The 13,054-nt window shown below is 70.5% G+C and carries 12 protein-coding genes; 9 read left to right on the plus strand and 3 right to left on the minus strand.

Annotated elements, in window-relative coordinates:
* Positions 1-5 precede the first annotated feature (5 nt).
* The 3 genes from lnt to MFF40_RS10115 all read left to right on the plus strand — a co-directional run bounded on the left by lnt (position 6) and on the right by MFF40_RS10115 (position 3,509).
* Positions 6-1,622, plus strand: a complete 1,617-nt coding sequence (gene lnt, locus MFF40_RS10105; RefSeq protein WP_147898851.1) for an apolipoprotein N-acyltransferase — start codon at positions 6-8, stop codon at positions 1,620-1,622.
* Positions 1,619-2,863 (plus strand): MFS transporter, encoded by a 1,245-nt coding sequence (locus MFF40_RS10110; protein ID WP_238260296.1) that lies wholly within the window; start codon positions 1,619-1,621, stop codon positions 2,861-2,863. Before lnt ends, MFF40_RS10110 begins: the two co-directional genes overlap by 4 nt.
* Positions 2,864-2,975: 112 nt before the next feature.
* Entirely contained in the window at positions 2,976-3,509 is a 534-nt protein-coding gene (locus MFF40_RS10115; RefSeq protein ID WP_238260297.1) for a BA14K family protein, read from the plus strand.
* A 101-nt stretch (positions 3,510-3,610) separates the two neighbouring features.
* Here MFF40_RS10115 and MFF40_RS10120 read toward each other — a convergent pair whose 3' ends face one another.
* Positions 3,611-5,200: a catalase gene (locus MFF40_RS10120; RefSeq protein WP_147854334.1), complete on the minus strand. Its 1,590-nt coding sequence runs from the start codon at positions 5,198-5,200 to the stop codon at positions 3,611-3,613.
* 137 nt (positions 5,201-5,337) lie between these two features.
* Here MFF40_RS10120 and MFF40_RS10125 point away from each other — a divergent pair, with 137 nt between their 5' ends.
* The 4 genes from MFF40_RS10125 (at position 5,338) to MFF40_RS10140 (ending at position 9,837) form a co-directional block, all read left to right on the plus strand.
* A complete protein-coding gene (locus tag MFF40_RS10125; RefSeq protein WP_238260298.1) occupies positions 5,338-6,267 on the plus strand; it encodes a LysR substrate-binding domain-containing protein in 930 nt (309 codons plus the stop codon).
* A gap of 320 nt (positions 6,268-6,587) precedes the next feature.
* Complete coding sequence (locus MFF40_RS10130) at positions 6,588-8,078, plus strand: argininosuccinate lyase (RefSeq protein ID WP_147854336.1); 1,491 nt, start codon at positions 6,588-6,590, stop codon at positions 8,076-8,078.
* A gap of 356 nt (positions 8,079-8,434) precedes the next feature.
* A complete protein-coding gene (locus tag MFF40_RS10135; RefSeq protein ID WP_147854337.1) occupies positions 8,435-9,493 on the plus strand; it encodes an AbrB family transcriptional regulator in 1,059 nt (352 codons plus the stop codon).
* The gene (locus MFF40_RS10140; protein WP_147854338.1) at positions 9,490-9,837 is read left to right on the plus strand and encodes a diacylglycerol kinase; all 348 of its coding nucleotides are present in this window, start codon (positions 9,490-9,492) and stop codon (positions 9,835-9,837) included. The genes MFF40_RS10135 and MFF40_RS10140 overlap by 4 nt, the downstream gene beginning before the upstream one ends.
* A 12-nt stretch (positions 9,838-9,849) precedes the next feature.
* Here MFF40_RS10140 and MFF40_RS10145 read toward each other — a convergent pair whose 3' ends face one another.
* Together MFF40_RS10145 and MFF40_RS10150 are read right to left on the minus strand one after the other, a co-directional pair.
* Entirely contained in the window at positions 9,850-10,215 is a 366-nt protein-coding gene (locus tag MFF40_RS10145) for a DUF5615 family PIN-like protein (protein WP_147854339.1), read from the minus strand.
* Positions 10,199-10,768 carry a DUF433 domain-containing protein gene (locus MFF40_RS10150; RefSeq protein ID WP_187277682.1) on the minus strand — a complete coding sequence of 190 codons (570 nt, stop codon included), beginning with the start codon at positions 10,766-10,768 and terminating at the stop codon, positions 10,199-10,201. Before MFF40_RS10150 ends, MFF40_RS10145 begins: the two co-directional genes overlap by 17 nt.
* A 446-nt stretch (positions 10,769-11,214) precedes the next feature.
* Here MFF40_RS10150 and MFF40_RS10160 point away from each other — a divergent pair, with 446 nt between their 5' ends.
* Both MFF40_RS10160 and ilvA read left to right on the plus strand, forming a co-directional pair.
* The gene (locus MFF40_RS10160; RefSeq protein ID WP_147854341.1) at positions 11,215-11,454 is read left to right on the plus strand and encodes a type II toxin-antitoxin system RelE/ParE family toxin; all 240 of its coding nucleotides are present in this window, start codon (positions 11,215-11,217) and stop codon (positions 11,452-11,454) included.
* 78 nt (positions 11,455-11,532) lie between these two features.
* Positions 11,533-13,053: a threonine ammonia-lyase, biosynthetic gene (gene ilvA, locus MFF40_RS10165; RefSeq protein WP_147897477.1), complete on the plus strand. Its 1,521-nt coding sequence runs from the start codon at positions 11,533-11,535 to the stop codon at positions 13,051-13,053.
* Position 13,054: the final 1 nt, after the last annotated feature.

Below are 13,054 nucleotides of genomic sequence, written 5' to 3' on the forward strand. Positions count from 1 at the left end.
GTCCCATGGGCCGCCCGTCCCCGGGCTTCGTGCTGGCGATCACCCGGTCGACCGGTTGGCGGCGGCTCGGGCTGGCTTGGCTTGCCGGTGCGGTGGGCGCCCTGGCGATGCCGCCCTACGGGTTCCTGCCCGCCCTGGCCGTGTCCCTGTCGGTGGCGGTCTGGCTCATCGACGGTGCGGGCGCGGAGCGGACCGCGCTGCGGCGCGTCTGGCCCTGCGTCCTGATCGGCTGGGCCTGGGGCTTCGGCTACCTCACCGCCGGACTGTGGTGGCTCGGCCAGGCCTTCCTGGTGGAGGCCGACGAGTTCCTGTGGGCGATGCCGCTCGGCGTCATCGGCCTGCCCTTCGCACTCGGCCTGTTCTACGGCGCGGGGTTCGGCGCCGCCGGACTGCTCTGGGCGCGCGGCCCGGCCCGCATCGCCGCCCTCGCGTTCGGGATCGGCGCGGCCGAGTGGCTGCGCGGACACCTTTTCACGGGTTTCCCCTGGAACACCCTCGGGATGGCGCTCGCCCAGAACCTCTGGACGCTGCAATGGGGCGCCGCGATCGGCCTCTACGGCCTGACCATCCTGGCGGTCCTGATCTGCGCCGCGCCCGCGACCCTGGCCACGGGCTCGCACCCGCGCAGCCGGTTCGGCCCGAGCGCGGCCGCCGCGATCGCCCTCGTCGGGATGGCGCTCTACGGGGCCTTGCAACTCGGCCCGCCCGACCCGGTGGTGACCGGCGTCCGCCTGCGCCTCGTCCAGCCGAACCTGCCGCAGGACGCCAAGTTCAGGCCCGAGAACCGTGCCGACATCGTCGACCGCTACATCGAGCTGAGCCAGCGCCCGACCGAGGGGGGCGAGCCCGAGCCGACCCATATCGTCTGGCCGGAATCGGCCTTCCCGTTCCTGATCCAGCGCGATCCCGACGCCCTGGCGAAGGTCGCGGCCGGCCTCAAGCCCGGGCAGCACTTGATCACCGGGGCGGCCCGGGCGGAGGAACCCCTGCCCGGCGAACGCCTGCGCTACTTCAACGCCGTGATGGTGATCGGGGCGGACGGCAGGATCTCGGACAGCTACGACAAGGTCCATCTCGTCCCGTTCGGCGAGTACCTGCCGGCGCCCCTCGACGCGGCGCTCCGGGCGTCGGGCCTGCGCCAGTTCGTGGCGATCCCCGGAGGCTTCTCGGCCGGTACGCTCGCGGCCCAGCGGATCCTGACCGTGCCGGGCCTTCCCCCGGTGGCGGCGACGATCTGCTACGAGGCGATTTTCCCGCACGCGATCCTGCCGGCGACGGCCGCTTCGGTGCCGCGCCCGCCCGGGCTGATCCTGAATGTCACCAACGATGCCTGGTTCGGCGACACGCCCGGGCCCCGCCAGCACCTGGCCCAGGCTCGGCTGCGCGCGGTCGAGGAAGGGCTACCTCTGGTGCGCGACGCCAACACCGGAATCTCCGCGGTGATCGATCCGCACGGCCGCATCGTCGCGCAGACCGCCCTCGACACGGAAACCTGGCTCGATGCCGACCTGCCCACCCGCATCGTGGGCGGCACCCTGTATGGTCAGTTCGGGGACGCCGCCTTCGCGTTGATGCTCGCCGCCTGCCTGGGCGGCGCCCTCACCGCCCGGTTGCGGGCATGAGCCCCGAGCGCACGGCCCCGGGCCGGATCCTGCTCGGCCTCGCGCTGATGCTGGTGGCGTTCAACCTGCGCCCGGCGCTCAGCACGATCGGGCCGCTGCTGGCGACCATCCGCGAGAGCACCGGGCTCAGCGCCGGCGGCGCGGCAATCCTCACCACCTTGCCGGTCCTGTGCCTGGGTATCGCGTGCGCCCTGGCGGCGCCGCTGATCCGCCGGATCGGGCCCGACCTCGCCGTGCTGGTCGGAGCCACGATCCTGGCCGCGGGCCTGACGCTCCGGGGACTCGGCGGCCTCGTGCCCCTGTTCGCCGGGACGGCGCTCGCCGCAATCGGGATCGGCCTCGACAACGTGCTGCTGCCGGCACTGGTGAAGCGCGACTTTTCCGGCAGCGGCGGGCTGATGACCGGCCTCTACACCATGACCCTCTGCCTCGGCGCTGCGGCGGGCGCGGGCGCCGCAGTGCCGGTGGAGCACGCGCTGGGCGGCGGCTGGCCCTCGGCGCTCGCGGTCTGGGCGCTGCCGGCCCTCATGGCGGCCTTCCTGTGGATTCCGTTCGCCCGCTGCACGGCCTCGACCCGGGCGCCCTCCGCAGGGCGGCTGCTGCGCGATCCGCTGGCCTGGTGGGTCACGGGCTTCATGGGCCTGCAATCCTCCCTGGCCTACACGCTGTTCGGCTGGCTGCCGCTGCTGCTCCAGGCGCGCGGCCTCTCGGCCCTGGATGCTGGCCTCTACGCCTCGCTGATGACCTTGGTCCAGGCGCCCGGCGCGCTGATCACCGCCATGCTGGCAGCCCGCGCGCGGGATCAGCGCGCCTGGATCGTGGCGATCCCGGGGCTCACCGCGGCGGCGTTTCTCGTGCTGGCCTTCGGACCCGAGACCCTACGGATCCCCGCGGCCTGCGCCCTCGGCTTCGGCATCGGCGGCTGCTTCGGCCTGGGGCTGACCCTGATCGTCCTGCGCGCCGCCGATGCCGCCAGCGCCGCCGGCCTCTCGGCCATGGCGCAGGGCATCGGCTATACCGGCGCCTGCCTCGGGCCCCTCGCCTTCGGGCTCGCCCACGAGGCGACCGGCGGCTGGGGTCTCGCCGGTGGGCTGTTCGTCACGATCGCGCTCGCCGCGATCCTGGTCGGCCAGGCCGCCGGCCGCGATCGCAAGGTCAGCGCCGCGGCGCCGGAGGCCGGGAGCGGTCACCTCCAGCCGGTGACGACGCTCCGCAGCTCGGATCCTGCGCGCAGCGCTTGAGCGCAGCCGCCGGAACGTCCTTGACGGACCGGTCCGCCGCCGCTCGATTACGCAGAGTATTGCGACTCGGGCGCCGCCTCTTTCGGCCGGCGTCCCGCGCTGGGTGGACGGCATGACACGTATCGAACGGTCCGGGATTCGGCTGGCCGCCGCCGCCATGATGGCGCTCGCCGTGATGGGCACGGCTGCGGAGGCGCGCGGGTTCGGGGGCGGCTACTCGGGTGGCGCGATCGGGCCACGGATCGGAGCCTGGGGGCGACCGCTCGGCCCGATGCGGCCGGGCCCGGGACTCGGCTGGCGCGGGCCCGGCCACGCCTTCCGGCATCCCGGCTATCACCGGCACTGGCGTGGCGGCTACGGCGGTGTTTACGGCTACGGGCTCGGCGGCCTGGGCCTCGGGTTCGGCCTGGGCGGCCTGTGGGGCGGCTTCGGTGACCCGTTCTTCGACGACGGCTACGTCTATGTGCCCCCGGTCTACGCACCCCCGGCCTACGTGGCACCCGCCGATGTCCCGCCCGTCGTCGAGGCGGAGGACCCGGCCGATCTGTCCGCTTCCGTCGCGGCCTGCGCCCGCCGCTTCAGAACCTACGATCCGGCCACGCAGACCTACATCGGCAAGGGCTACGTCCGGCGGCACTGCCCTTGAGCGCGGATCACGCTCTCGGTTGAGCCCAACGGAAAGGCCCCGCGGGTTCTCGCCCGCGGGGCCTTGCGTCATTCAGGATCGGTGCGACGCAGGGTAAAAAGCTACTCGGCGGCGACCCGGTGGGCCTGCGAGCCGTCCGTGTAGGTCTCGGACTGCAGACGCTTGTGCGGGGCGGCGCGGCCCGGCAGCGGCGGCAGGGCCTTGGCCTTCTCCAGATCGATGCCCGCACCCTCGGCGACGCGGCGGCCGTAATCCTCGTCGGCGTGCCAGAAGTGCCAGACCATCCGCAGCTGGATGGCTTCCGGGCACTGCTTCATGTCGCCGACGAGGTTGGCGATCAGGTCCTCACGCTCCCAATCCTGGAACGAGCGGTACCGGACGCCGGCCTGGGTGTAGTCGTCCTCGGTGCGCGAGGTCTGGTAGCGGCCGAGCTGGCCCTGTACCGGCTGGTGGTAGTCCTTGGCCGGCTTCGGGGCCTCGCGCAGGCCCTCGGCGAGCGTCGAGGGCTCGTAGTTGATGTGCTTGTTCGGACCGGTGCCGTCGACCGAATAGGTCATCTGGCCGTCCCGCTGGTTCGAGTAGACCTTCACGCCGGGCTGCGGCGCGTTGATCGGCAACTGCAGGTAGTTGGCGCCGACGCGGTAGCGCTGCGTGTCCGAGTACGACAGCGTCCGGCCCTGCAGCATCTTGTCGTCCGAGAAGTCGATGCCGTCCACCAGGACGCCGGTACCGAACGCCGACTGCTCGACCTCGGCGAAGAAGTTGTCCGGCACCCGGTCCAGAACCATGCGGCCCACCGGCAGGAGCGGGAACTGGTCCACCGGCCACAGCTTCGTGTCATCCAGCGGATCGAACGACAGGTGGTCGTTCGGGCCGTCCGGCATGATCTGCACGCAGAACTCCCACTCGGGGAAATTACCGGCCTTGATGTTGTCGTAGAGGTCGCGCGTCGCGTGGCCGACGTCCTTGCCCTGGATCTCCGCGGCCTGCGCGGAGGTCAGGTTGCGCACGCCCTGCTTCGGCTCCCAGTGGAACTTGCAGAGCACCGCCTCGCCCTGGTCGTTGACCAGCTTGTAGGTGTTGACGCCCGAGCCTTCCATTTCGCGATAGTTGGCCGGGATGCCCCAGGGCGACTTGAGGTGCGTCACCATGTGGATCGCTTCGGGGTGCTGGGCCACGAAGTCGAAGAAGCGCCACGCCTCCTGGCGGTTGGTCACCGGGTCGGGCTTGAACGCATGGATCATGTCGGGGAACTTGATCGCGTCCCGGATGAAGAACACCTTCAAGTTGTTGCCGACCAGGTCCCAGTTACCATCAACGGTCTTGAACTTCACCGCGAAGCCGCGCGGGTCACGCTCGGTCTCCGGGCTCTCCTTGGCACCGGCCACGGTGGAGAAGCGCACGAACATCGGCGTCTTCACGCCGGTCTCGTTCAGCACGCGGGCGCGGGTGTACTTGGAAGCCGGTTCGTTGCCGATCTTGCCGTAGGCCTCGAAGTAGCCGTGGGCGCCGGCGCCGCGGGCGTGGACCACGCGCTCCGGGATCCGCTCGCGGTCGAAATGCGTGATCTTCTCGATGAACTGGTAGTTCTCGAGCGTCGCCGGGCCGCGCTCGCCGACCGTCCGGGTGCTCTGGTTGTCGCGGACCGGATGGCCCTGGCGTGTGGTCAGGATCGGGCGTTGATCGCTCATGCGTCTCATCTCTCCGTGATGCCTGTGATCAGCATATGGGGCCGACTCAGCAGACTGGAACCGTTCCGACTAGGTTATGGACCTCCGCGGGGGCGTTGGCTAATGCATCGTCGCAAACGCCGTGATAGACGTAGCCTATGAACCTGTCGGGCCTGTCGCTGCGCGACCTCGAGTATGTGGTCGCCATCGCCGACGAGGGCCATTTCGGCCGGGCGGCCGAGCGCTGCAACGTCAGCCAGCCGACCCTGAGCGTCCAAGTCCGCAAGCTCGAAGCGTCCCTCGGCCTGACTTTGTTCGAGCGCTCGAACCGCCGGGTACTGCTCACGGAAGCCGGCCAGGGGATCGTGCGGCAGTCGCGGATCGTCCTGGCCGAGGCCCAGCGATTGCTGGCGCTCGCCACCGAGGGCCGCGGCTTGCCGCTCACCGGCCGGCTCGTGCTGGCCGCGATCCAGACGCTGGGCCCCTACTTCTTCCCACTCGTCCTGCGGCCGCTGCGCCAGCAATACCCGCTGCTGACCCTGTCGCTGTCCGAATCCCGCACCGCCGAGATCGTCGAGGGCCTGCGCGACGGGCGCATCGACGCCGCCCTGGTCTCCCTGCCCCTGCCCCCGGTCGGGCTGGCGGTGGCGCCGCTGTTCGTCGAGCCGTTCTGGTTGGCCTGCCCGGCCGAGCATGCGCTCGCCCGCGGCGGCGCCCTGTCGGCCACGGAGATCGCCGGGCCGGACCTGCTGCTGCTCGACGAGGGCAACTGCCTGCGCGACCAGGCGATCGCGGCCTGCGGCGCCGGTTCCTCCGTGGGGCGCCACGCCACCAGCTTGGAGACTCTGCGCTCGATGGTGGCGGCGGGGACCGGATACACCCTGCTGCCGGCGCTCGCCGTGCCCGCCGGCCCCGACCCGACCGGCTTGACCGTCACCCGGGCCTTCGACGTCGACGGCCCCGGCCGCACCATCGCGCTGGCCTGGCGGGCGAGCGATCCCCGCGCGCCTGGGCTGGCAAACCTGGCGGCGTTCTTCCGGGCTCATGCGCCGGCCGGCACGGCCGCCTGCCGGGATGGGGCGGCATAGGTTTCGAGGATCTGGGTTCTGAGGCACGGCCGTTCGTTGACCTGCCCCGTCATCCCGGGGCGCCGTAGGCGAGCCCGGGATCCAGATCCGCCGACGGCGCATGGTCTTGTCGCAACTCAGTCTTTCGATGCCACACTTCCGGAATGCCGGGGTGATTCATATCGCAGAGGGCTGCTCCGCCGAACCGTATCGCCAGCGCGCGGAGGAACGTCCAATCCGCACCGGCTCCACACACGATCCGCAATGTGATGTGTGATCACCCGCCGGATCCGACAGAATGCCCCGGCCGGCGCGAGACGGCGACCCATAGGAGCACGTGCATGCGGCGCAGACTGATCGCGACCCTGGTCGCCCTCCTCGCCCCCGCGGCGGCCCGGGCCGAGCCGCATGACAGCTTCGCCCGCATCGACGCCATCGACCGCGCCTCCCTGGTGATGACCGTGGAGGCCGGCATCGTGCCGCGCGATCTCGGCGCGCGGATCGCCCGCGCGCTCGATCAGGTCGCCGCGGATGCCGCCCGCCCGGGGGCCGAGCGGCCCGACGACTACCTGCGGATCGAGCCGCTGATCACCGCCATCGCCGGACCGGACGCCACCCGGATGCATTCCGGCCGCAGCCGTCAGGACATCATCCCGACCGTGCTGAAGCTCGACCAGCGCGACCGGCTGCTCGACCTCGCCGAGGCCCTGGACAAGACCCGCGCCGCCCTCCTGGACGTCGCGGAGCGGGAGGCCGATACGATCGTCCCGGCCTATACCAACGGCGTGCAGGCCCAGCCGACGACGCTGGGCCATTACCTGCTCGGCTATGCCGGGGCGCTGGCCCGCGATGCGGATCGCCTGCGCGAGACCTGGGCGCGCGTGAACCTGTCGCCCTTGGGGGCCGCGGCGCTCGGCACGTCGAGCTTCCCGGTCGATCGCGTCCGCCTCGCGGGGCTGCTGGGCTTCGACGCACCGGTGGAGAACAGCTACGATGCCGGCCAGCTGGCACCGATGGATCTCGGCCTGGAACTGACCGGCCTGTCCGCCAACCTCGCCACCACGGCCGGCAGCTTCGCACAGGACCTCTACGCGCAGTACCACCAGACCCGGCCGTGGATCCTGCTGCGCGAGGGCGCGCTGACCGGGCCGAGCAGCATCATGCCGCAGAAGCGCAACCCAGTGGCGCTGTACAGCCTGCGCATGAAGGCGAGCGACGTGGTCGGCGCCGCGCAGGCCTTCGTCATCATGGCCCACAACGTCGATTCCGGCATGCCGGACTACAAGCGCAACCAGGCCGAGCCCCCCGGCCGGACCGTCTCCGAGGCCGCCGAGACCTGCCGGCGCTGGACGCGGGTCCTCGACGGGCTGGTGATCGACCGGGACCGGGCCGCCGACGAGGTCGCGGCCGATTATGCCACCACCACGGAACTCGCCGACACGCTCCAGCGCGTGGCCGACGTGCCGTTCCGGCTGGGCCACCATTTCGCCTCCGAGCTTGTGAGCTACGGCCGCAGCCACGACCTGCGCCCGGCCGACCTGCCGTTCACCGAGGTGAAGCGGATCTACGCGGAGGCTGCGGCCGGCTCGGGCCTGAAGCCCGACCTGCCCCTCGACGAGGCCCGGTTCCGGGCCGCCCTGTCGGCCCGCGGCATGATCGACGCCGCGAAGGGGCTCGGCGGACCGCAAGCCCCGGAGGTCCGGCGCATGCTGGCGGCCGCCCGGACGCGGCTCGATTCAGACCGGACCTGGCTGGCCGAACGCCGCACTGCGCTCGCGGCGGCACGTGGGCGGCTGGATGCGGCATTCGCGGATCTTAGAAAGGGTCCGTAGGATAATTCCCGTTAAAACGACCCTCCCGCCCACCTCCCCATCCCGAGGTGCCCGCATCGCCGGGCCTCGAAGGAGCCGTCCGCCGGCCACGCGATCCCCGGAGGGCTCCTTCGAGGCCTCGGGTTCGCTGCGGCACCTCGGGATGGGGGAGTGGGTGGGATTGGCCGGCGGAGAGCCCTACGCGCTCGACATAGCTTCGCCTTGAGAGAAACGTATTCGTGCAACCCTGCATGAACACCGAACGTCGCCAGCCCCGACATCGACATTCCAGAAAATCTTTGCCGTGACAGGGCCTAGATTGCAGTGTAGCGCGCCTCCGCCCGGCAATCCGTGCGGGTGAATCCCCACCGGTCGCCTTGCCCTCCTCCCGCACCCTCGGCCTCTGGGCCGCCCTCTCCGTCGCGTCGGCGGCCGTCTCGATCGTTCTGCTGCATGCGGGGTTCCCCGCCGCGCTCCTGCTCGGGCCGATGATCGCGGCGATCGCCTTCGGGGTCGGTGGCTCCCGCCTGCATGTGCCGCGCTTCGCCTTCAACGCCGCACAGGCGATGATCGGCTGCCTCGTGGCCCATGCGGTCACCGGGCAGATCGCCCAGACCCTGTTCGAGGATGGGCCGCTGATCGTCGCCGTGGTGCTGGTCACCGTGGCGGCGAGCGGATTCGTGGGCTGGATCCTGACACGGCTGCGGGTCCTGCCCGGGACCACGGCGGCCTGGGGCTCCTCCCCCGGCGGCGCCTCCGCCATGGTGGCGATGGCCGAGGATTTCGGGGCCGATCCGCGGCTCGTGGCCTTCATGCAGTATGTGCGGGTCGCCGCCGTGGTGTTCTCGGCCTCGCTGGCCGCCCGGTTCCTGATGGAGGCGCCGGTCCCGGGCGCCGCCGCCGGGGCGGCCGAGGTGACCGGATTACTCTCGCTGCTGGCGACGCTGGCGGTCGCATTGGTCGGGGCCGGCGTTGCCCTGTCCCTGCGGGTCCCGGCCGGAGCGCAGATCGGCCCGATGGTGCTCGGCAGCCTGCTCCATGCCAGCGGCCTTGTGCGGATGTCCCTGCCGGCACCGATCCTCGAACTCGCCTATGCCTGCATCGGCATCTATGTCGGCCTGCGCTTCACCCGCGAGACCCTGCGGCTGACCTTTTCCGCCCTGCCCGGCATCCTAGCGGCGACCTTCTCGGTGATCGCCCTGTGCGCCGCCTGGGGCTGGGGCCTGACCTTCCTTCTGCCGATCGACCTACTCACCGCGGTGCTGGCCACCAGCCCGGGCGGGCTTGATTCCGTGGCGATCATCGCGGTTGGCTCGAAGGCGGACGTGTCTTTCGTGCTGGCGGTGCAGACCCTGCGCCTGTTCGTGGTGCTGCTGACCGGGCCGCTGCTGGCCAAGTGGATCAGCCGGTCGGTCCCGGAGGGCGCCGCCCGATGAACGCCCTCGTCCTCGCCTTCCTCAATTCCTGGCGCGGTCTGCGCCACGGCGCCCGCACCGAGCGGGCGGTGCGGCAGGAGCTGGTGCTGCTGGCGCTCGGCGTGCCGGTGGCCCTGCTGCTGGGCGCGACCCTCTGGGTCCGGGTCGCCCTGATGGTGAGCCTGCTGCTGATGCTGGCCGCCGAGTTCCTCAACACCGCCGTGGAGAAGCTCTGCGACCACGTCCACCCCGGCCACCACCCGATGATCGGCACCGTCAAGGACTTGGCCTCCGCCGGGACCTTCATGGCGCAGATGGCGGCCTTGCTGGTGTGGGTGGCGGCGCTCGTGGAGCGGGTGGGTTAGCAGGCGCGCGGTTCACCACGATCCGATGCGGTGGATGCGCCCAGCGGTGTCGATACGTATCACGCCGCCGGGCTTCCGCAGCGCCTCGTCCGCCGCTTTGAGGAGCTTTCGGAACAGCAAGCTTGTCTGGCTCGGCGGCAATGACGGCAACAGGATCAATCCGGGATGGGCCGGCATCCGCGCAGCGAGGGCCAGGAAATCGCCCGCGTTCACCGTAACAATGATGGCTCCGACCGCACACCCGAAGGCGAAGATCGCTGCATCTGTCGCCTGCCGTCCAAGCTCGGCCACCGCGACGGTGCGTTGTGCCGTGTGGCCCAAGCCTTCAGCGATGCCAACCAGGGATTTCGGGCAGCATTCGTCAAGAAGGAGGTACAACGCTGCGCGCCTTCCGGGGCGGGCGGCCCTGACGCGGGCTGACGCGGTCGAACAGGATCGCCGCGGAGACCTGATCGGACGTCAGGTCGAACTCCTCCGCCAACGACTCCGGGGAAGCGCCGTGCCTCACCATGTCGGCGACGTGCCGCGCCGGGATCCGTGTCCCGCGTAAAACGGGTTCGCCGCCCATGATCTCGGCGTTCTGTTCGATCGCCTCGTTGCGCAGCCGATCGAGGATTTGCAGCCGGTCCGCAAGTTCGGCTTCCACCGCATCGAGGGCGACACTGAGATGGCTGACCTGAGCTGTGTTCCGCCGCGCATCGTGCGCTGCGGCGATCGCATTGCGCAGGCGCTGCCGCAGGGCCGGGGTCAGATCGACACGCAAGTCGCGCACGGTGGCCAGATAAAGCAGATCCGCGCTGCCGATTTCGCGCACGGGCTTACCATGCCCTGAGACGATCCCGGCATCGATCTCACTGTTCACCCCACGCACGCTGGATTGCGTAACGAACGCGGCTTCCGGGACTGTCAGGGCAAGGCGGGCCAGAGGCATTGAAACGCATCCACACTCGTGGATGAATTTAAGGCGCGCCCGACAATGGCGCAACATCATTCGGATGCCCGTGCCACCCCTCGGACGGGGGCGCTAGGGCGAAAATGAGAATGTTTGCCATGCTGGATCGGAATAGAGACCGTTCGGCATGGCGACCATGAACGTATCGTTGCCCGATGCGCTGAAGGACTGAGTCGAGTCTTAGGCTGAGACTGGGCGCTTCAGCAGCGCCAGCGACGATGTCCGCGACCTGATCCGCCGCGAGCAGGAGCGCAGCGACGGCCCTGCACAGCTTCAGACGCCGATTGCCGAAGGGTTCGACAGCGGCCTCGGTGACCGGTCATTGGTAAAGTCCTGGCTGAGGCCTGGGAGCGCGTACGGGCTTCCGCAAATCTGTGACCATCCGGACGACGCGATAGGCGGATCGCGATCAGTTCGCGATCTACATGGCTGGCGCTGCCGCCTTCGGCAGCGACCGGGCCGAGCGGTCCTGTGCAGGGCTGAAGGCGCTGTTCGCCCTGCTCGCTGAGAATCCGCTGATGGCGCGCCTGCGGGCTGACATCGTGCGGCCGGTGCGGCTGTATCCGTATCGTGCACATGTCGTCGCGTCTGTCGAGCCAGCGGACAGCATCCTGATCGTCCGCGCCCTGCCGGGCCGCCAGGATTGGGCGTGGTATCTGACCTGACAAGACCCCCGCTCGCATCTCGCGGCGCGAAGGTCTATCTCCGGCCAACCGCGTCCCGCGACCCAAGTCCCAAAAGAAATGACCGACTACATCCGTAAGATCCTGACCGCCCGCGTCTACGACGTGGCGATCGAGAGCCCGCTCGATCCGATGCCGCGGATGACGCAGCGGCTCGGCCGGCCCGTGCTGCTCAAGCGCGAGGACCTGCAGCCGGTCTTCTCGTTCAAGCTGCGGGGCGCCTACAACAAGATGTCGGGGCTGACCCCGGACCAGATCGCCCGGGGCGTCGTCTGCGCTTCGGCGGGCAACCATGCGCAGGGCGTGGCGCTGGCTGCGGCCAAGCTCGGGGCCCGGGCGGTGATCGTGATGCCGCGCACCACCCCGTCGATCAAGGTCGATGCTTGCCGAGCCCGCGGCGCCGAGGTGCTGCTGCACGGCGACGCCTTCGACGAGGCCCTGGCCCAGGCCAAGATCCTGGAGGCCGAGCAGGGCCTGACCTTCCTGCACCCGTTCGACGATCCCGAGGTGATCGCCGGCCAGGGGACCATCGGCAAGGAGATCCTGGAGCAGCATACCGGGCCGATCGAGGCGATCTTCGTGCCGGTGGGCGGCGGCGGGCTGGCGGCCGGGATCGCGACCTTCGTGAAGTACCTGCGGCCGGGCACCAAGGTGATCGGCGTCGAGCCGGAGGATGCCGCCTGCATGGCGGCTGCGCTCGCCGCCGGCACCCGGGTCAGCCTGCCCTCGGTCGGGCTGTTCGCCGACGGCGTCGCCGTGCGCCAGGCCGGCGAGGAGACCTTCCGGCTCTGCCGGGAGCATCTCGACGAAGTCATCACGGTGGACACCGACGCCATGTGCGCGGCCGTCAAGGACATCTTCGACGATACGCGCGCCGTTTCCGAGCCGTCAGGCGCCCTGAGCCTGGCCGGGGCCAAGCTCTACGCCGAGCGCGAGGGCGGAAACGGCACCCTGATCGCGATCTCGTCGGGGGCGAACCTCAACTTCGACCGTCTGCGCCACATCGCCGAGCGGGCGGAGATCGGCGAGCAGCGCGAGGTCCTGCTCGGCGTCTCCATCCCGGAGCAGCCCGGCGCCTACCGGGCGTTCATAAGGGCGCTCGGGCCGCGGGCGATCACCGAGTTCAACTACCGCCACGCACCGGGCTCTGAGGCGCAGATCTTCGTGGGCATCAACATCGCCGGCGGCAAGCGCGAGAAGCAGGGGCTGATCGGCGACCTGCGTGAGGCCGGCTACCGCGTGCTCGACATGAGCGACAACGAGATGGCCAAGGTCCATGTCCGCTACATGGTCGGCGGCCGGGCGGTGGGCGTCGCGCACGAGCGGCTGTTCCGCTTCCAGTTCCCGGAGCGGCCGGGGGCACTGATGAAGTTCCTGGACGCGCTGGGGCCCGGCTTCGACATCACCCTGTTTCACTACCGCAACCACGGCGCCGATTACGGCCGGGTGCTCGCCGGCATCGCGGTGCCGCCGGCCGAGCGTGCCCGGTTCGATGCGGCGATCGAGGCGTTGGGCTACCCGGCCACCGACGAGACCGAGAACCCGGCCTACCGGCTGTTCCTCGACGGCGAGGCGGCCTGAC

Origin of the sequence: Methylobacterium mesophilicum (genome assembly GCF_022179445.1) — a bacterium.
Classification (GTDB): Bacteria; Pseudomonadota; Alphaproteobacteria; order Rhizobiales; family Beijerinckiaceae; genus Methylobacterium; species Methylobacterium mesophilicum.